Genomic DNA, 16305 nt, shown 5'->3' on the forward strand with positions numbered 1-16305 from the left:
AACCACGACGGGGTTCAGCCGGTGAGCTGGTGCAGGCACAGGACGTTGCCCTCGGAGTCGGTGAACCACGCCGCGCGCATCCCGTCGGCGGTGAGGACGTGGTCGACGGTGCGCAGGCCGGGCAGGTCGTAGTCCTCGAAGCGCACGCCCCGGCCCTCGAGCTCCCGGACCGCGGCCTCGACGTCGGGGACCTCGAAGCTGACCTGCGTCAGCCCGGACGCCGGCGCGTCCGGGCGCAGCAGCAGCTGCAGGCCGGTGTGCCCGTCCTCGCTGAACAGGACGCTGTCCGGCTCGGGGGCGTCGGCGGGGGAGAGCCCCAGCGTCTCCTGGTAGAACCGGCGGGCGCGGTCGAGCTCCCGGACGGGGACGATCGCGACCAGTCTCGCGGTGGACAGCATGGGACCCATCTCCTGGGACGTCGGGGTGCGGACGAGGCCAGGATACGACCGCGGGTGCCGGCGCCGGTCGCGGTCGGCTCACGGTTCCGGCACGGTTGCGCACGGCCTGCCCCCGGCCGTGCGTTTGCACCGGTCTGCCATCTCTGGCAGGATGGAGGACGTTGTTCAAGCGCCGACGCGTGCTCCCAACGGTTCGAACCGGCAGACCCCAGGACACCATCGGGTTCCGAAGCAGAACCGGGGTCAGCAGCTCCTGGAAGCTGCCACGCACGGACCACATACAGCCCGCCCCGAGAAACGGAATCGGTGTGCCCCCGTGCCAGCACGGGACGACACGCCCGAGTTCGGGGGTCGGAGCTCCAGCAGGGTGAGGAACCCGGATCCTTCCGGATTCAGTCTGCGTGGAGGGGCGCCCACCAGGTGGCGCCATGCACAAGGAGCCCTCGGCTCCGTCACAGGGAAGATCGTTCAAGAAAGAGAGTCACGACGCCATGGCGGGACAGAAAATCCGCATCCGGCTGAAGTCTTATGACCACGAGGTCATCGACGTCTCGGCCCGGAAGATCGTTGAGACGGTGACGCGCGCAGGCGCCACGGTGGTCGGCCCCGTGCCGCTGCCCACGGAGAAGAACGTGTACTGCGTCATCCGCTCGCCGCACAAGTACAAGGACAGCCGTGAGCACTTCGAGATGCGCACGCACAAGCGGCTGATCGACATCATCGACCCCACGCCGAAGGCCGTCGACTCGCTCATGCGCCTCGACCTGCCGGCTGACGTGAACATCGAAATCAAGCTGTAAAGAGGATCGCATCCCAATGACTACCACTTTCGAACGCCAGGTGAAGGGCCTGCTGGGCACGAAGCTCGGCATGACCCAGGTCTGGGACGAGAACGGGAAGTTCGTGCCGGTGACCGTCGTCAAGGCGGACTCCAACGTCGTGACCCAGCTGCGCAACCAGGACCGTGACGGCTACTCGGCCGTCCAGATCGGGTTCGGTGCGATCGACCCCCGCAAGGTCACCCAGCCGCTGGCCGGCCACTTCGAGAAGGCCGGCGTCACGCCGCGCCGCCACGTCGTGGAGCTGCGCACGGCCGACGCCGACACCTACGAGCTGGGCCAGGAGCTCTCCGTCGAGCTCTTCGAGGCCGGCCAGAAGGTCGACGTGATCGGCAAGACCAAGGGCAAGGGCACGGCCGGTGTGATGAAGCGTCACGGCTTCTCCGGCGTCGGCGCCTCCCACGGTGCCCACAAGAACCACCGCAAGCCGGGATCCATCGGCGGCGCGTCCTACCCCGCTCGCGTGTTCAAGGGCATGCGCATGGCGGGCCGCATGGGCGCCGTCCGTCACACGACGCAGAACCTCACCGTTCACGCCGTGGACGCCGAGAACTCCCTGCTGCTCATCAAGGGCGCCCTGCCGGGCCCCAAGGGTTCGGTCGTCCTCGTCCGCACCGCAGTGAAGGGAGCCTGATCAGACCATGGCAACTCAGACCGTCAACGTCGACCTGCCCGCCGAGATCTTCGACGTCCAGACCAACGTGCCCCTGCTGCACCAGGTCGTCGTCGCTCAGCTGGCCGCGGCCCGCCAGGGCACGCACAAGACCAAGAACCGCGCCGAGGTCTCCGGCGCCGGCCGCAAGCCCTTCAAGCAGAAGGGCACCGGCCGCGCGCGCCAGGGCTCGATCCGCGCTCCGCACATGACCGGCGGCGGCGTGGTGCACGGCCCGACCCCGCGCGACTACAGCCAGCGCACCCCCAAGAAGATGAAGGCCGCCGCCCTGCGCGGAGCCCTCTCGGACCGGGCGCGCAACAACCGCATCCACGTCGTGGAGGCACTCGTCGAGGGCACCGTCCCCAACACGAAGGCCGCCCAGGCGACGCTGCGCGGGCTCTCCGACCGCAAGAACCTGCTGGTCGTCCTGCACCGCTCGGACGACGTGGCCGCGCTGTCGGTGCGCAACCTCGACGACGTGCACACCCTCTACGCGGACCAGCTCAACACGTACGACGTGCTGGTCTCCGACGACGTGGTCTTCACCAAGGACGCGTTCGAGTCCTTCGTGGCGGCCGCCAGCAAGAAGAAGCAGGAGGACGCCAAGTGAGCGCGACCACCATCAAGGACCCCCGGGACGTCATCATCGCGCCGGTCGTCTCCGAGAAGTCCTACGGGCTCATCGACGAGGGCCGCTACACGTTCTTCGTGGCGCCCGACTCGAACAAGACCCAGATCAAGTACGCCGTCGAGCAGATCTTCGGCGTCAAGGTCGAGTCCGTGAACACCATCAACCGTGCCGGGAAGCGGAAGCGCACGCGCTTCGGCTGGGGTCAGCGCAAGGGCACCAAGCGTGCCGTTGTGACCCTCAAGGAAGGCACCATCGACATCTTCGGCGGTCCGCTCGCCTGAGCGGAGACCACTTTAACGAGGAACTGACACATGGCTATCCGTAAGCACAAGCCGACAACCCCGGGCCGTCGCGGCTCCTCCGTTGCCGACTTCGCAGAAATCACGCGCACGACCCCCGAGAAGTCGCTGGTCCGGCCGCTGCCCAAGAAGGGCGGGCGGAACAACACCGGCCGCATCACCACCCGGCACAAGGGTGGCGGGCACAAGCGCCAGTACCGCGTCATCGACTTCCGTCGCCACGACAAGGACGGCGTCGACGCCAAGGTCGCGCACATCGAGTACGACCCGAACCGCACGGCGCGCATCGCGCTGCTGCACTTCGTGGACGGCTCCAAGCGCTACATCATCGCGCCGAACAAGCTGTCCCAGGGCGACGTCGTCGAGTCGGGCCCCGGCGCCGACATCAAGCCCGGCAACAACCTGCCGCTGCGCAACATCCCCGTCGGCACCGTGATCCACGCCGTCGAGCTCCGTCCGGGCGGCGGCGCCAAGCTCGCCCGCTCCGCCGGCGCGTCGGTGCAGCTCGTCGCCAAGGAGGGCAAGTACGGCCAGCTCCGGCTGCCCTCCGGCGAGATCCGCAACGTCGACGTGCGCTGCCGCGCGACGGTCGGCGAGGTCGGCAACGCCGAGCAGTCGAACATCAACTGGGGCAAGGCCGGCCGCAACCGCTGGAAGGGCGTCCGCCCGACCGTCCGCGGTGTGGTCATGAACCCCGTCGACCACCCGCACGGTGGTGGGGAGGGCAAGACCTCCGGTGGCCGTCACCCGGTCAACCCGAACGGCAAGCCCGAGGGCCGCACCCGCCGCCCCAACAAGGAGAGCGACAAGCTCATCGTCCGCCGTCGTCGCACCGGCAAGAACAAGCGCTAAGGAGCCTGACACATGCCACGCAGCCTGAAGAAGGGCCCTTTCGTCGATCAGCACCTTTTCCTGAAGGTCGCCAAGGAGAACGACAAGGGCACCAAGAACGTCATCAAGACGTGGTCCCGCCGCTCGATGATCGTCCCCGACATGCTCGGGCACACGATCGCCGTGCACGACGGACGCAAGCACATCCCCGTGTTCATCACCGAGTCGATGGTCGGGCACAAGCTCGGCGAGTTCGCCCCCACGCGGACCTTCCGCGGCCATGTGAAGGACGACAAGAAGGGCAAGCGCCGCTGATCCTCCGGGATCCCGCAGCGTGAGCACTTCGAGAAGACGAGAGAAGGAAAGCAATGGAAGCCAAGGCATCTGCGCGCTACATCCGCGTGACGCCTATGAAGGCCCGGCGCGTCGTCAACCTGATTCGTGGCCAACAGGCGAATGAGGCTCTGGCGATTCTGAAGTTCGCCCCCCAGGGTGCTTCGGAACCGGTGTTCAAGGTCCTCCAGTCGGCGGTCGCCAACGCGCGCCAGCTGGCGGACCGCGACGGCCTGCCGTTCAAGGAGGAGGAGCTCGTCGTGAGCGAGGCCTTCGTCGACGAGGGTCCGACCATGAAGCGGTTCCAGCCGCGGGCCCAGGGCCGCGCCTACCGCATCAACAAGCGCACGAGCCACATCACCGTGATCGTGGCGAGCCCTGACAGCGAGGAGGTCCGCTAAGTGGGACAGAAGATCAACCCGCACGGGTTCCGGCTGGGCATCACCACCGACCACGTGTCGCACTGGTACGCGGACTCCACCAAGGAGGGCCAGCGCTACAAGGACTACGTCCGCGAGGACATCAAGATCCGCAAGCTCATGTCCACGGGCATGGAGCGGGCCGGCATCTCCAAGGTCGAGATCGAGCGGACCCGGGACCGCGTGCGCGTGGACATCCACACCGCCCGCCCCGGCATCGTCATCGGCCGCCGCGGCGCCGAGGCCGACCGCATCCGCGGCGAGCTCGAGAAGCTCACCGGCAAGCAGATCCAGCTGAACATCCTCGAGGTCAAGAACCCCGAGGTGGACGCCCAGCTGGTCGCCCAGGGTGTCGCCGAGCAGCTCGCCTCCCGCGTGGCCTTCCGCCGCGCCATGAAGAAGGCCATCCAGTCGGCGCAGCGCGCCGGCGCGAAGGGCATCCGCATCCAGTGCGCCGGCCGCCTCGGCGGCGCCGAGATGAGCCGCTCGGAGTTCTACCGCGAAGGCCGTGTGCCCCTGCACACCCTGCGCGCGAACATCGACTACGGCTTCTTCGAGGCCAAGACCACCTTCGGCCGCATCGGCGTGAAGGTCTGGATCTACAAGGGCGACCTCACCGCCAAGGAACTGGCGGCCCAGCAGGCCGCCGCTCCCTCGCGCGGCCGCGGCGGCGACCGTGACCGTCGCGGCGGTCCGGGCGAGCGTCGCGGAGGCGGCGGCGGCGACCGTCGTCGTCCCGACCGTAACGACCGTGGCGGACGCCGTGAGCGCAACGACTCCGCCGCCTCCCCGGCTCCGGCCGCGGGAGCGACCAACGCAGAGGGTGGTAAGTAAATGCTCATCCCACGTCGTGTGAAGTTCCGCAAGCAGCACCACCCGAAGCGGTCGGGCGCTGCCAAGGGCGGCACCACTGTCGCCTTCGGCGAGTGGGGCATCCAGGCGCTGACGCCGGCCTACGTGACGAACCGTCAGATCGAGGCCGCCCGTATCGCCATGACCCGCCACATCAAGCGTGGCGGCAAGGTCTGGATCAACATCTACCCGGACCGCCCCCTGACCAAGAAGCCCGCCGAGACCCGCATGGGCTCCGGCAAGGGCTCCCCCGAATGGTGGGTCGCCAACGTCAAGCCCGGGCGCGTGATGTTCGAGCTCTCCGGTGTCTCCGAAGAGGTCGCCCGCGAGGCCCTGCGCCTGGCGATCCACAAGCTCCCGATGAAGGCACGCATCGTGCGTCGCGAAGGTGGTGAATGAGAATGGCTGTTGGATCCAAGGATCTGAGCATCGAGAACCTCGCGGCCCTCGACAAGGACTCTCTGGGTGAGGCGCTGCGCAAGGCCAAGGAGGAGCTGTTCAACCTCCGCTTCCAGTCCGCAACCGGTCAGCTCGAGAACAACGGCCGCCTCAAGGCCGTCAAGCGCGACATCGCGCGCATCTACACGGTGCTGCGCGAGCGCGAGCTCGGCATCCGGCCCCAGGCGGGCTCCGCCGAGACCACCGCCGAGACCACCTCCGAGGAGGACGCCAAGTGACCGAGCAGATCAACAACGAGGCCGAGCAGGCCGACGAGCGCGGTGACCGCAAGAGCCGTCGTGGCTACGTGGTCTCCGACAAGATGGACAAGACCGTCGTGGTGCAGCTGCAGGACAACGTCAAGCACTCGCTGTACGGCAAGGTCATGCGCCGCTCCTCGAAGGTCAAGGCCCACGACGAGCAGAACGCCGCCGGCGTCGGCGACCTCGTCCTGATCTCCGAGACCCGCCCGCTGTCCGCGACCAAGCGGTGGCGGATCGTGGAGATCCTCGAGAAGGCCAAGTGACCCGAGCTCGCTAGAGCCGGCCACGGCCCCGACGGCCCGTCCCCTCCTGGAGGGGGCGGGCCGTCGCCCGTTCACCGCCCGCACGGACGGCGCCCCGCCTGTGCTAGGCTGGTGAGCTTGTATGGGCGGAAATCTCTGTCCGTGCAATCCACAGCTCTTCGTGCCAGCGCATAATGACCGCGTGCAGGGCGCCCCCGTGCCACCTGGTGGCGGGTTCAGATGCTCCTGGCATGGAGGGCTGGGCCCGGTCCGGCGTGCGCGCCGGGGGAGGGCACATCATCCGACAAGCTGTTCCGCAAGGCCCGCACCGTGCTCTCGATCGGTGTTGGAACCGGCGTGACGACAGGAGTAATCAGTGATTCAGCAGGAGTCGCGACTGAAGGTCGCCGACAACACGGGTGCGAAGGAAATCCTCACCATCCGTGTTCTCGGTGGATCCGGACGTCGCTACGCAGGCATCGGCGACATCATCGTCGCCACCGTCAAGGACGCGATCCCCGGCGGGAACGTGAAGAAGGGCGACGTGGTCAAGGCCGTGATCGTCCGTACCAAGAAGGAGCGCCGTCGTCCGGACGGCTCCTACATCAAGTTCGACGAGAACGCCGCAGTGATCCTGAAGAACGACGGTGACCCCCGTGGTACCCGCATCTTCGGCCCCGTGGGCCGTGAGCTGCGCGACAAGAAGTTCATGAAGATCATCTCGCTGGCCCCGGAGGTGCTCTGACCATGGCGAAGTTCAAGATCAAGACCGGCGACCTGGTGCAGGTCATCTCCGGCAGCAAGGACAACAAGGGCAAGCAGGGCAAGGTCCTGCGCGTGATCCCCGAGACCTCCCGCGTGGTCGTGGAGGGCATCAACGTGATCACCCGCCACCGCAAGGCCTCCATGCAGGGCGAAGCCGGCGGCATCGACAAGGTCGAGGCCCCGATCCACGTGTCCAACGTGGCGCTCGTGGACCCGGAGACCAACAAGCCGACCCGCGTCGGCCACCGCACCGAGACCGTGGAGCGCGACGGACGCCAGAAGACCGTCCGCGTCCGCGTCTCCAAGAGCACCGGCAAGGACCTGTGATGACCGAAACCACCGAGATCAGCGTGTCCCCGCGCTTCAAGGACAAGTACCAGGAGACCGTCGTGCCCGCGCTGCAGGAGCAGTTCGGCTACGGCAACGTCATGGAGATCCCGCGCGTCGTCAAGGTCGTCGTGAACATGGGTGTCGGTGACGCCGCGAAGGACTCGAAGCTCATCGACGGCGCCGTCCGCGACCTCACCGCCATCACGGGCCAGAAGCCGCTCGTGACCCGGGCGAAGAAGTCCATCGCGCAGTTCAAGCTCCGCGAGGGCATGCCGATCGGCGCGCACACCACGCTGCGCGGCGACCGCATGTGGGAGTTCCTCGACCGCCTGGTGACCCTGGCCCTGCCGCGCATCCGCGACTTCCGCGGTCTGTCCGACCGCCAGTTCGACGGCAACGGCAACTACACCTTCGGCCTCACCGAGCAGTCCATGTTCCACGAGATCGACCAGGACCGCATCGACCGGGTCCGCGGCATGGACATCACGGTGGTCACCACCGCGAAGACCGACGACGAGGGCCGCGCGCTGCTGAAGGCGCTCGGCTTCCCCTTCAAGACCAACTAATCTCGCTACGTTCCAGGTCCGGCCGGGCGCCCACGGGCGCCGCCAGGTGCGGAAACCGGGACGAGGAAGGGCACGTGCCCCCAAAATGACAATGACAGATCCTGTCGCGGACATGCTGACGCGTCTGCGCAACGCCAACTCCGCCTACCACGACTCCGTGAGCATGCCGTACTCGAAGCTCAAGGCTCGCGTGGCGGACATCCTCAAGGCCGAGGGCTACATCGCGGACTACAAGGAGGAGGCGGCGGAGGTCGGCAAGACCCTCACGCTCTCCCTGAAGTTCGGCCCCAACCGGGAGCGCTCCATCGCGGGCGTCCGGCGCATCTCCAAGCCGGGCCTGCGCGTCTACGCCAAGTCCACCAACCTCCCCAAGGTCCTGGGCGGCCTGGGCATCGCCATCCTGTCCACGTCTTCCGGGCTGCTGACCGACAAGCAGGCCTCGAAGAAGGGCGTGGGCGGCGAAGTCCTCGCGTACGTCTGGTAACCCGGAACAGAAAGGAAGAGAACATGTCACGTATCGGACGTCTCCCCATCTCTGTGCCGGCCGGTGTGGAGATCAAGATCGACGGCAACGTCGTCTCCGTCAAGGGCGCCAAGGGCGAGCTGCAGCACACCGTTGCCAGCCCGATCACCGTCGCGCTCGACGACAGCACCCTCACCGTCACCCGACCCGACGACGAGCGCGAGTCCCGCTCGCTGCACGGTCTCACCCGCACCCTGATCGCCAACATGATCCAGGGCGTCACCCAGGGCTACACCAAGGGCATCGAGATCGTCGGCACCGGTTACCGCGTGCAGGCCAAGGGGCAGGACCTCGAGTTCGCCCTCGGCTACAGCCACCCGATCACCTTCAAGGCGCCGGAGGGCATCTCGTTCGCCGTCGAGGGCGTCAACAAGCTCTCGGTCAACGGCATCGACAAGCAGCAGGTCGGCGAGGTCGCCGCCAAGATCCGCAAGCTCCGCGCCCCCGAGCCCTACAAGGGCAAGGGCGTGCGGTACGCCGGCGAGCAGATCCGCCGCAAGGCCGGAAAGGCTGGTAAGTAACCATGGCTCTGAAGATCAAGGGCAAGTCCAAGGCCGCCGCCCGCAGCCGCCGCCACGTCCGGGTGCGCAAGCACCTGGCCGGCACGGCCGCGCGCCCGCGCCTGGTCGTCAACCGCTCCGCCCGCCACGTGTTCGTCCAGGTCGTCGACGACACCAAGGGTGTCACCGTGGCCTCGGCCTCCACCATGGAGGCCGACCTGCGCGGCGCCGACGCGGACAAGACCGCCAAGGCCAAGCGCGTGGGTGAGCTCGTGGCCGAGCGCGCCAAGGCCGCCGGTGTCGAATCCGTCGTGTTCGACCGCGGCGGCAACAAGTACCACGGTCGCGTGGCGGCTGTCGCCGACGGCGCCCGCGAAGGAGGTCTGGCACTGTGAGCGAGCAGAACAACGAGAAGGAAACCCAGGTGACCGAAGCCAGCACTGCCTCCACGGAGGCGACCGGGGCCCAGCAGACCACCGAGGCCAACCGCTCCCAGGACTCCCGCGGTGACCGCGGGGGCCGTGGCGAGCGCGGCGGCCGCGGTGAGCGCGGGGGCCGTGGCGAGCGCGGCGGCCGCGGTGGCCGCGGCGGCCGCGACGAGGAGAAGGACAAGTTCCTCGAGCGCGTCGTGACCATCAACCGTGTCTCCAAGGTCGTCAAGGGTGGTCGTCGCTTCAGCTTCACCGCCCTCGTCGTCGTCGGCGACGGCAACGGCATGGTCGGCGTCGGCTACGGCAAGGCCAAGGAGGTGCCGGCGGCGATCTCGAAGGGCGTCGAGGAGGCGAAGAAGAACTTCTTCCGCGTCCCGCGCATCGAGGACCGCACGATCCCGCACCGTGTGCAGGGCGAGGCCGCCGCAGGCGTCGTCATGCTGCGCCCGGCGACCCCGGGTACCGGTGTGATCGCCGGTGGTCCGGTCCGTGCCGTGCTCGAGTGCGCCGGCATCCACGACGTGCTGTCGAAGTCCCTCGGCTCGTCGAACCAGATCAACATCGTGCACGCAACCATCGAGGCGCTCCGCCAGCTCGAGGAGCCGGCGGCCGTCGCGGCCCGTCGTGGGCTCCCGATGGACGAGGTCGTCCCCGGTCCGTTGCTGCGCTCGATCCAGAAGGCAGGTGCCTGATGTCCGGCAAGCGTATCCAGCCCGACGGCACGGAGCTGCGCATCACGCAGGTCCGGTCGGTGGTCGGCCAGAAGCAGAACATGCGCAACACCCTGCGGTCCCTCGGCCTCAAGCGGCCGGGCAACGTCGTGGTCCGCAAGGCCGACGGCGTGACCGCGGGCATGGTCAACACCGTCGCCCACCTGGTCAAGGTCGAGGAGGCCAAGTAACCATGGCAGAGAACACTGCTGAGAACACCGCTCAGAGCAACGAGAAGGTGCACGCGCTCAAGGTGCACCACCTGCGTCCGGCCCCGGGCGCGAAGACCGCCAAGACCCGCGTGGGTCGCGGTGAGGGCTCCAAGGGCAAGACCGCCGGCCGCGGCACCAAGGGCACCAGTGCCCGGTACCAGGTCAAGGCGGGCTTCGCGGGCGGGCAGCTTCCGCTGCACATGCGCCTGCCCAAGCTGCGCGGGTTCAAGAACCCGTTCCGCGTGGAGTACCAGGTCGTCAACCTGGACAAGCTCACCGAGCTCTTCCCGGAGGGCGGCGAGGTGACCGTGGAGTCGCTCGTGGCCCGCGGCGCCGTGCGCAAGAACCAGCCCGTCAAGGTCCTGGGCTCCGGCGACATCGCGGTCGCGGTCGACGTGAAGGCGCACGCCTTCTCGGGCTCCGCCGCGGAGAAGATCGCCGCCGCCGGCGGCAGCACCACCGCGCTGTGAGCGCGGGCCGCGGGGCCGGGCGCACGCCCGGCCCCGCGGCACCCACGGATCAGGCCCCGTCCACGCCAGCGTGGGCGGGGCCTGATCCGTCGGCGGGCACGAGCCCGCCCCGTCGGCGCGCGCCCCCGGTGAGTCCCGGGCGGGCCGCGTTCGCTAGACTTGCCGGAGTCGCCCGCGCCCACCGGGCGCGGGGACCCCGGACCGAGCTCCCGCACCACCACACCCCCCGCCACCGGATGCCGGTCGGACCCAGTCTCTAGGAGGACATGTGCTCAGCGCTTTCGGACGGGCGTTGCGAACCCCCGACCTGCGACGCAAGCTGGGGTTCACCCTCGCCCTCATCGTGCTCTACCGCCTGGGCACGTTCATCCCGGCGCCGGGCGTCGACTACGGCAACGTGCAGCAGTGCCTGGCCCTCGGGACCACCACGGGCGGCGTGTACGACATGGTGAACCTCTTCAGCGGCGGCGCTCTGCTGCAGCTGTCGGTCTTCGCCCTGGGCGTCATGCCCTACATCACCGCGAGCATCATCGTGCAGCTGCTGCGCGTGGTCATCCCGCGCTTCCAGGAGCTGCACGAGGAGGGGGCGCAGGGGCAGACGCAGCTGACCCAGTACACCCGCTACCTCACCATCGGCCTCGCGCTGCTCAACGCCACCACGGTGGTCTCGCTCGCCCGGTCCGGCGCCCTGCTGGGGGACTGCCCCCTGCCGATCATCCCGAACGACACCTGGCTGACCGTGCTGATCATCATCATCACGATGACCGCCGGCACAGCGATCATCATGTGGCTGGGGGAGCGGATCACGGAGAAGGGCGTGGGCAACGGCATGTCGCTGCTCATCTTCACGTCCATCGCCGCGACCTTCCCCTCCGCGCTGGGCGAGATCCTCCGCACCCGGGGCTGGGGCGTGTTCCTCTCCGTGCTGGCCGTGGGGCTCGTGGTGATCACCTGCGTGGTGTTCGTGGAGCAGTCCCAGCGCCGCGTGCCCGTGCAGTACGCCAAGCGGATGGTGGGCCGGCGCACGATCGGCGGGACCACCACCTACATCCCGCTCAAGGTCAACATGGCCGGTGTCATCCCCATCATCTTCGCGTCCTCGATGCTGATGCTCCCCGGCATGCTCGCCCAGTTCGGCATGCCGGACGACGGCACGGACATCCCCGGCTGGGTCAACTGGATCAACACCTACCTCGTCACCGGCGACCACCCCGTGTACATGGCGATGTACTTCCTGATGATCGTGTTCTTCACGTACTTCTACGTGTCGATCACGTTCAACCCCGAGGAGGTCTCCAACAACATGAAGCGCTACGGCGGCTTCATCCCGGGGATCCGCGCGGGACGGCCCACCGAGAAGTACCTCGCCTACGTGCTCAGCCGGATCACGTTCCCGGGCGCCCTCTACCTGGGCATCGTGTCGATGATCCCCCTCGTGGCGCTCGTGCTGATCGACGCGAACCAGAACTTCCCCTTCGGCGGTCCGTCGCTGCTGATCATGGTGGGCGTCGGCCTGGACACGGTGAAGCAGATCGAGGCCCAGCTGCAGCAGCGCAACTACGAGGGCCTGCTGCGCTGACCCCTCCCCGCCGTCCCCCGCCGGGGACGGCGGGCACGCCCCGGTAGACTGGGAGCGCAGCCACCACCGACCGCAAGGAGACTTCATGACCCGCATGCTCATCATCGGACCCCCCGGCGCAGGCAAGGGCACGCAGGCCGTGCGCATCTCGGAGCGGCTCGGCATCCCGGCGATCTCCACCGGCGACATCTTCCGGGCCAACATCAAGGGCCGGACCCCCCTGGGGCAGGAGGCCAAGAGCTACATCGACGCCGGCGACCTCGTCCCGGACTCCGTGACCAACCGGATGGTCCGCGACCGCCTCGCCGAGACGGACACCGCCGACGGCTTCCTGCTCGACGGCTACCCGCGCAACGCCGCGCAGGTGGACGAGCTCGATGCCATCCTCGCCGAGCTGGGGCAGGAGCTCGACGTGGTGCTGAAGCTGACCGCCGACCGCGACGAGCTCGTCCAGCGGCTCCTCGGGCGGGCCCAGAAGGAGGGGCGCACCGACGACACGGAGGCGGTCATCCGGCACCGCCTGGACGTGTACGACGCCGAGACCGCCGTGGTCGTCGACGTCTACGACCGGCGCGGCATCGTCCGCGAGGTCGACGGGCTCGGGACCGTCGACGCGGTCTCCCAGCGGATCATGACAGCGCTGTCCTGACGCACCGTCCCGCACCGCGCACGCCGTGACACCCCCGGACACCCCCGGGGGTCTCACGTTTAACCCACGACAGCCGCGAGCTCCCCGACCGGGGGAGCGGCTCGGAAGGAAGACCGCATGTTCGGCCGCCGCCGGATCGAGTACAAGACCCACGCCCAGCTGCGCACCATGCAGCGCGCCGGGGTGGTGACCTCCCGCGCCCTCGACGCCGCCGTGGCGGCCGCCGTGCCCGGCGCGACCACCGCGTCCCTCGACGACGTCTTCCGCTCCGTCCTCGACGAGCACGGGGCGAGCTCCAACTTCCTCGGCTACTTCGGCTACCCCGCCGCCGTGTGCGTGTCCGTCAACGAGGTGGTCGTCCACGGCATCCCGGGGGACCAGGTGCTGCAGAAGGGGGACATCCTCTCCGTGGACGGCGGGGCCGTGGTCGAGGGCTGGCACGGGGACTCCGCGCGCACCGTGCTCCTGGGCCGCCCGGACCCCGCGGACGCCGAGCTCTCCGACGTCACCCGCAACGCCATGTGGCACGGCATCGCGGCGGCGGCCACCGGCACGCACGTCGGCGACATCGGCGCGGCCGTGGAGGACTACGTGCGCAAGGCCTCCGGGCACCGCTTCGGGATCCTCGAGGAGTACGTGGGACACGGGATCGGGTCCAAGATGCACATGGCCCCCGACGTGCTCAACTTCCGCAGCACCGACCGCGGGCCCCGCCTGCGCGCCGGGATGGCACTGGCCATCGAGCCGATGCTCGTCCGCGGCGGGATCGGCACCCGCGTGCTCGACGACGAGTGGACCGTGGTCACCACCGACGGCGCCCGCTCCAGCCAGTGGGAGCACTCCGTGGCCCTGCACGCCGACGGCGTCTGGGTGCTCACCGCCGAGGACGGCGGGGCCTCGGAGCTCGAGCCCCTCGGCGTGCGCCCCGTCCCGATCCCGGAGGACCTGCCGTGACCGGGCAGCCCTCCACCACCCCGGACCCGCGACACCGCGAGGAGAACACCGTGGCCCAGCAGCCGCAGCAGAGCACCACCAGCACACCCGTCGAGCTCACCGTGAAGCCGCGGCCCGGTCAGCTGACCTTCGCCGCGCCGCGGCGCGGCAAGCCCCCGCGCCACCTCGCCGACTTCGACATGGCGGGCCGCCGGGAGTTCCTCGCCGAGCTGGGGCACCAGCCCTTCCGGGCGGGACAGCTCTCCCGCCACTACTTCGACCGGTTCGCCACGGCCCCCGAGGACATGACCGACCTGCCCGCGGCCGGCCGGGAGGAGCTCGTCTCCCAGGCCCTGCCCACGCTGCTGACCACCGTGCGCAGCCTCGAGGCCGACCAGGGGAACACCGTCAAGAACGTGCACCGGTGCTTCGACGGCGCCACCGTGGAGTCCGTGCTCATGCGCTACACCCACCGGGTGACCATGTGCATCTCCTCCCAAGCCGGCTGCGGGATGAACTGCCCCTTCTGCGCGACCGGCCAGGCGGGCCTGACCCGCAACCTCTCGACCGCGGAGATGGTCGAGCAGGTCGTGCAGGGCGCGCGGATGCTCCGCGGCGGCAGGGTGGGCCGGGCCGAGCAGGAGCCGCTGCGCATCTCCAACATCGTGTTCATGGGCATGGGGGAGGCCCTCGCCAACTACAAGGCCTCGATCGGGGCGATCCACCGCCTCATCGACCCCTCCCCGGAGGGCCTCGGCATCTCGGCCCGCGGCATCACCATGTCCACGGTGGGCCTGGTGCCCGGGATCCGGAAGTTCACGCAGGAGAAGCTGCCGGTCACCCTGGCGCTGTCCCTGCACGCCCCGGACGACGAGCTGCGCGACGAGCTCATCCCGATCAACACCCGGTGGAAGGTCGACGAGGCCCTCGACGCCGCCTACGACTACTACCAGGCCACCGGCCGGCGGGTCTCGATCGAGTACGCCCTGATCCGCGACATCAACGACCACGGGTGGCGGGCCGACCTCCTCGGCGAGAAGCTCAACGCCCGCGGCGGGGGGTGGGTGCACGTGAACCCCATCCCGCTCAACCCGACCCCCGGCTCCAAGTGGACCGCGTCCCGGCCCGGCGTGGAGCAGAACTTCGTGGAGCGGCTCCGGGCCCACGGCATCCCCACCACCGTGCGGGACACCCGCGGCTCCGACATCGACGGGGCCTGCGGGCAGCTCGCCGCGACCGTCTGAGCGCCGTCGTCCCCGGCACCGCTCCCCGGGGGCGCCTCCCGCGTTGCGGGAGGCGCCCCCAATCCCGTAGAGTGTCCTGTTGGTTGTCTGTGCTCCAGCGATTCCGCACACTTCGGACCACGCCGACCTCACCGTGCACCACGAACGGTGATGGTGCGCGCGTACGGGTCCGCTGCGGCGTTTAACGACGATGTACACCCGAAACCCTGCTCGCCGCCCCGGCGGGGGGCACCTGAAGTTAGCGGAGGATATGGCCAAGAAAGACGGAGTCATCGAGATCGAAGGCACTGTGGTCGAGGCTCTGCCCAACGCGATGTTCCGCGTTGAGCTGAACAACGGTCACCTGGTCCTCGCCCACATCTCCGGGAAGATGCGACAGCACTACATCCGGATCCTCCCCGAGGACCGCGTGGTGGTGGAGCTGAGCCCGTACGACCTCACCCGCGGTCGTATCGTCTACCGCTACAAGTAGGACCGGCGGCCGTCCGGGCCGCACACCACTCGAGAGAACGACGCGAAGGAATGCGATGAAGGTCCAACCGAGCGTGAAGCCGATCTGCGACAAGTGCAAGGTGATCCGCCGCAACGGGCGGGTCATGGTGATCTGCGAGAACCCGCGCCACAAACAGCGTCAGGGCTGACCCGCCCCGAGCTGCCCACGCAAGTGGATCCACAAAGGCACCGCTCCCGACCGGAGAGATCCAGGCGGGCGCCCCCGGTACAGAGGCCGGGGACCGGAGGGGACATGACGTCCCCGACCGGACAGCGATGCTCCAGACCTCTGGAACACCACAAGGAGAACCGCCGATATGGCTCGTCTCGCAGGCGTCGACCTCCCCCGCGAAAAGCGGCTGGAAATTGCGCTCACCTACATCTACGGCGTGGGTCGCACCCGCGCGCTCGCCACCCTGGACGCCACCGGCATCTCGGGCGACCTGCGCGTGCGCGAACTCACCGATGCCCAGCTCGTGGAGCTGCGCGACTACATCGAGGACAACTACAAGGTCGAGGGTGACCTCCGCCGCGAGGTGGCCGCCGACATCCGCCGCAAGGTCGAGATCGGCAGCTACCAGGGCATCCGGCACCGCCGCGGCCTGCCCGTGCACGGTCAGCGCACCAAGACCAACGCCCGCACCCGCAAGGGTCCGAAGCGCACGGTCGCCGGCAAGAAGAAGTAGCCCGCTGCCGCTCGT

28 protein-coding genes are annotated in these 16305 nt (G+C 68.8%); 27 read left to right on the top strand and 1 reads right to left on the bottom strand.

All coding sequences use genetic code 11. From position 1 onward, the window contains the following. Positions 1-14: 14 nt before the first annotated feature. Positions 15-398 carry a VOC family protein gene (locus tag EQG70_RS05800; protein ID WP_095650583.1) on the bottom strand — a complete coding sequence of 128 codons (384 nt, stop codon included), beginning with the start codon at positions 396-398 and terminating at the stop codon, positions 15-17. A 491-nt stretch (positions 399-889) separates the two neighbouring features. Here EQG70_RS05800 and rpsJ point away from each other — a divergent pair, with 491 nt between their 5' ends. The 27 genes from rpsJ to rpsM all read left to right on the top strand — a co-directional run bounded on the left by rpsJ (position 890) and on the right by rpsM (position 16290). Further along, positions 890-1198 carry a 30S ribosomal protein S10 gene (gene rpsJ / locus EQG70_RS05805; protein WP_003803825.1) on the top strand — a complete coding sequence of 103 codons (309 nt, stop codon included), beginning with the start codon at positions 890-892 and terminating at the stop codon, positions 1196-1198. A gap of 16 nt (positions 1199-1214) precedes the next feature. Then, positions 1215-1871 (top strand): 50S ribosomal protein L3, encoded by a 657-nt coding sequence (gene rplC / locus EQG70_RS05810; protein WP_017833296.1) that lies wholly within the window; start codon positions 1215-1217, stop codon positions 1869-1871. Positions 1872-1878: 7 nt separating this feature from the next. Beyond that, a complete protein-coding gene (gene rplD / locus EQG70_RS05815; protein ID WP_017833297.1) occupies positions 1879-2502 on the top strand; it encodes a 50S ribosomal protein L4 in 624 nt (207 codons plus the stop codon). Further along, entirely contained in the window at positions 2499-2804 is a 306-nt protein-coding gene (gene rplW / locus EQG70_RS05820) for a 50S ribosomal protein L23 (RefSeq protein ID WP_017833298.1), read from the top strand. Before rplD ends, rplW begins: the two co-directional genes overlap by 4 nt. 30 nt (positions 2805-2834) lie before the next feature. Then, positions 2835-3674: a 50S ribosomal protein L2 gene (gene rplB, locus EQG70_RS05825; RefSeq protein WP_017833299.1), complete on the top strand. Its 840-nt coding sequence runs from the start codon at positions 2835-2837 to the stop codon at positions 3672-3674. A gap of 12 nt (positions 3675-3686) precedes the next feature. Continuing rightward, entirely contained in the window at positions 3687-3968 is a 282-nt protein-coding gene (gene rpsS, locus EQG70_RS05830) for a 30S ribosomal protein S19 (RefSeq protein ID WP_017833300.1), read from the top strand. 53 nt (positions 3969-4021) lie between these two features. After that, positions 4022-4387 (top strand): 50S ribosomal protein L22, encoded by a 366-nt coding sequence (rplV, locus tag EQG70_RS05835; RefSeq protein WP_017833301.1) that lies wholly within the window; start codon positions 4022-4024, stop codon positions 4385-4387. Beyond that, positions 4388-5239 carry a 30S ribosomal protein S3 gene (gene rpsC / locus EQG70_RS05840; RefSeq protein WP_017833302.1) on the top strand — a complete coding sequence of 284 codons (852 nt, stop codon included), beginning with the start codon at positions 4388-4390 and terminating at the stop codon, positions 5237-5239. It abuts the gene before it with no gap. Further along, the gene (rplP, locus tag EQG70_RS05845) at positions 5240-5656 is read left to right on the top strand and encodes a 50S ribosomal protein L16 (RefSeq protein WP_017833303.1); all 417 of its coding nucleotides are present in this window, start codon (positions 5240-5242) and stop codon (positions 5654-5656) included. It begins immediately after the preceding gene. A gap of 2 nt (positions 5657-5658) precedes the next feature. Beyond that, positions 5659-5934 carry a 50S ribosomal protein L29 gene (gene rpmC / locus EQG70_RS18730; protein WP_017833304.1) on the top strand — a complete coding sequence of 92 codons (276 nt, stop codon included), beginning with the start codon at positions 5659-5661 and terminating at the stop codon, positions 5932-5934. Continuing rightward, positions 5931-6221: a 30S ribosomal protein S17 gene (rpsQ, locus tag EQG70_RS05855; RefSeq protein WP_017833305.1), complete on the top strand. Its 291-nt coding sequence runs from the start codon at positions 5931-5933 to the stop codon at positions 6219-6221. The genes rpmC and rpsQ overlap by 4 nt, the downstream gene beginning before the upstream one ends. Before the next feature lie 355 nt (positions 6222-6576). After that, a complete protein-coding gene (gene rplN, locus EQG70_RS05860; protein WP_017833306.1) occupies positions 6577-6945 on the top strand; it encodes a 50S ribosomal protein L14 in 369 nt (122 codons plus the stop codon). A 2-nt stretch (positions 6946-6947) separates the two neighbouring features. Continuing rightward, on the top strand, positions 6948-7292 hold the full coding sequence (gene rplX / locus EQG70_RS05865) for a 50S ribosomal protein L24 (protein WP_109268117.1): 345 nt from the start codon (positions 6948-6950) through the stop codon (positions 7290-7292). Further along, the gene (gene rplE, locus EQG70_RS05870) at positions 7292-7861 is read left to right on the top strand and encodes a 50S ribosomal protein L5 (protein WP_017833308.1); all 570 of its coding nucleotides are present in this window, start codon (positions 7292-7294) and stop codon (positions 7859-7861) included. Before rplX ends, rplE begins: the two co-directional genes overlap by 1 nt. 85 nt (positions 7862-7946) lie before the next feature. Then, a complete protein-coding gene (gene rpsH, locus EQG70_RS05875; RefSeq protein WP_109268116.1) occupies positions 7947-8345 on the top strand; it encodes a 30S ribosomal protein S8 in 399 nt (132 codons plus the stop codon). A gap of 23 nt (positions 8346-8368) precedes the next feature. After that, positions 8369-8905 carry a 50S ribosomal protein L6 gene (gene rplF, locus EQG70_RS05880; protein WP_031282950.1) on the top strand — a complete coding sequence of 179 codons (537 nt, stop codon included), beginning with the start codon at positions 8369-8371 and terminating at the stop codon, positions 8903-8905. 2 nt (positions 8906-8907) lie between these two features. Continuing rightward, positions 8908-9279, top strand: a complete 372-nt coding sequence (gene rplR / locus EQG70_RS05885) for a 50S ribosomal protein L18 (RefSeq protein WP_017833311.1) — start codon at positions 8908-8910, stop codon at positions 9277-9279. Next, positions 9276-10007 carry a 30S ribosomal protein S5 gene (gene rpsE / locus EQG70_RS05890; RefSeq protein ID WP_017833312.1) on the top strand — a complete coding sequence of 244 codons (732 nt, stop codon included), beginning with the start codon at positions 9276-9278 and terminating at the stop codon, positions 10005-10007. Before rplR ends, rpsE begins: the two co-directional genes overlap by 4 nt. Beyond that, a complete protein-coding gene (rpmD, locus tag EQG70_RS05895; RefSeq protein ID WP_017833313.1) occupies positions 10007-10216 on the top strand; it encodes a 50S ribosomal protein L30 in 210 nt (69 codons plus the stop codon). Before rpsE ends, rpmD begins: the two co-directional genes overlap by 1 nt. 2 nt (positions 10217-10218) lie before the next feature. After that, positions 10219-10707, top strand: a complete 489-nt coding sequence (rplO, locus tag EQG70_RS05900) for a 50S ribosomal protein L15 (protein WP_017833314.1) — start codon at positions 10219-10221, stop codon at positions 10705-10707. 268 nt (positions 10708-10975) lie between these two features. Continuing rightward, positions 10976-12286 carry a preprotein translocase subunit SecY gene (gene secY, locus EQG70_RS05905; RefSeq protein WP_031282952.1) on the top strand — a complete coding sequence of 437 codons (1311 nt, stop codon included), beginning with the start codon at positions 10976-10978 and terminating at the stop codon, positions 12284-12286. Between the two features lie 85 nt (positions 12287-12371). Next, the gene (locus EQG70_RS05910; RefSeq protein ID WP_109243757.1) at positions 12372-12935 is read left to right on the top strand and encodes an adenylate kinase; all 564 of its coding nucleotides are present in this window, start codon (positions 12372-12374) and stop codon (positions 12933-12935) included. Between the two features lie 117 nt (positions 12936-13052). Then, on the top strand, positions 13053-13889 hold the full coding sequence (map, locus tag EQG70_RS05915) for a type I methionyl aminopeptidase (protein WP_109243758.1): 837 nt from the start codon (positions 13053-13055) through the stop codon (positions 13887-13889). Between the two features lie 50 nt (positions 13890-13939). Next, positions 13940-15112, top strand: coding sequence for a dual-specificity RNA methyltransferase RlmN (gene rlmN / locus EQG70_RS05920; protein ID WP_109243780.1), 1173 nt, complete (start codon positions 13940-13942; stop codon positions 15110-15112). 250 nt (positions 15113-15362) lie between these two features. Then, positions 15363-15584: a translation initiation factor IF-1 gene (infA, locus tag EQG70_RS05925; RefSeq protein WP_017833319.1), complete on the top strand. Its 222-nt coding sequence runs from the start codon at positions 15363-15365 to the stop codon at positions 15582-15584. A 55-nt stretch (positions 15585-15639) separates the two neighbouring features. Beyond that, complete coding sequence (gene rpmJ, locus EQG70_RS05930; RefSeq protein WP_017833320.1) at positions 15640-15753, top strand: 50S ribosomal protein L36; 114 nt, start codon at positions 15640-15642, stop codon at positions 15751-15753. Positions 15754-15921: 168 nt separating this feature from the next. Further along, a complete protein-coding gene (gene rpsM / locus EQG70_RS05935; RefSeq protein ID WP_017833321.1) occupies positions 15922-16290 on the top strand; it encodes a 30S ribosomal protein S13 in 369 nt (122 codons plus the stop codon). Positions 16291-16305: the final 15 nt, after the last annotated feature.

Source organism: Kocuria rosea (assembly GCF_006094695.1).
GTDB classification, from domain to species: Bacteria; Actinomycetota; Actinomycetes; order Actinomycetales; family Micrococcaceae; genus Kocuria; species Kocuria rosea.

Bases quoted from the DNA above. Each gene is read 5' to 3' on its own strand.
- rpsJ (WP_003803825.1), top strand. From the start codon at position 890: ATGGCGGGACAGAAAATCCGCATCCGGCTGAAGTCTTATGACCACGAG.
- rplE (WP_017833308.1), top strand. From the start codon at position 7,292: ATGACCGAAACCACCGAGATCAGCGTGTCCCCGCGCTTCAAGGACAAG.
- rpsS (WP_017833300.1), top strand. From the start codon at position 3,687: ATGCCACGCAGCCTGAAGAAGGGCCCTTTCGTCGATCAGCACCTTTTC.
- infA (WP_017833319.1), top strand. From the start codon at position 15,363: ATGGCCAAGAAAGACGGAGTCATCGAGATCGAAGGCACTGTGGTCGAG.
- rplX (WP_109268117.1), top strand. From the start codon at position 6,948: ATGGCGAAGTTCAAGATCAAGACCGGCGACCTGGTGCAGGTCATCTCC.
- map (WP_109243758.1), top strand. From the start codon at position 13,053: ATGTTCGGCCGCCGCCGGATCGAGTACAAGACCCACGCCCAGCTGCGC.
- rplB (WP_017833299.1), top strand. From the start codon at position 2,835: ATGGCTATCCGTAAGCACAAGCCGACAACCCCGGGCCGTCGCGGCTCC.
- rpmC (WP_017833304.1), top strand. From the start codon at position 5,659: ATGGCTGTTGGATCCAAGGATCTGAGCATCGAGAACCTCGCGGCCCTC.
- rplC (WP_017833296.1), top strand. From the start codon at position 1,215: ATGACTACCACTTTCGAACGCCAGGTGAAGGGCCTGCTGGGCACGAAG.
- EQG70_RS05800 (WP_095650583.1), bottom strand. From the start codon at position 398: ATGCTGTCCACCGCGAGACTGGTCGCGATCGTCCCCGTCCGGGAGCTC.
- rplV (WP_017833301.1), top strand. From the start codon at position 4,022: ATGGAAGCCAAGGCATCTGCGCGCTACATCCGCGTGACGCCTATGAAG.
- rpmJ (WP_017833320.1), top strand. From the start codon at position 15,640: ATGAAGGTCCAACCGAGCGTGAAGCCGATCTGCGACAAGTGCAAGGTG.
- rplO (WP_017833314.1), top strand. From the start codon at position 10,219: ATGGCAGAGAACACTGCTGAGAACACCGCTCAGAGCAACGAGAAGGTG.
- rpsM (WP_017833321.1), top strand. From the start codon at position 15,922: ATGGCTCGTCTCGCAGGCGTCGACCTCCCCCGCGAAAAGCGGCTGGAA.
- rplR (WP_017833311.1), top strand. From the start codon at position 8,908: ATGGCTCTGAAGATCAAGGGCAAGTCCAAGGCCGCCGCCCGCAGCCGC.
- rplF (WP_031282950.1), top strand. From the start codon at position 8,369: ATGTCACGTATCGGACGTCTCCCCATCTCTGTGCCGGCCGGTGTGGAG.
- rpsH (WP_109268116.1), top strand. From the start codon at position 7,947: ATGACAATGACAGATCCTGTCGCGGACATGCTGACGCGTCTGCGCAAC.
- rpmD (WP_017833313.1), top strand. From the start codon at position 10,007: ATGTCCGGCAAGCGTATCCAGCCCGACGGCACGGAGCTGCGCATCACG.
- rplP (WP_017833303.1), top strand. From the start codon at position 5,240: ATGCTCATCCCACGTCGTGTGAAGTTCCGCAAGCAGCACCACCCGAAG.
- rplD (WP_017833297.1), top strand. From the start codon at position 1,879: ATGGCAACTCAGACCGTCAACGTCGACCTGCCCGCCGAGATCTTCGAC.
- EQG70_RS05910 (WP_109243757.1), top strand. From the start codon at position 12,372: ATGACCCGCATGCTCATCATCGGACCCCCCGGCGCAGGCAAGGGCACG.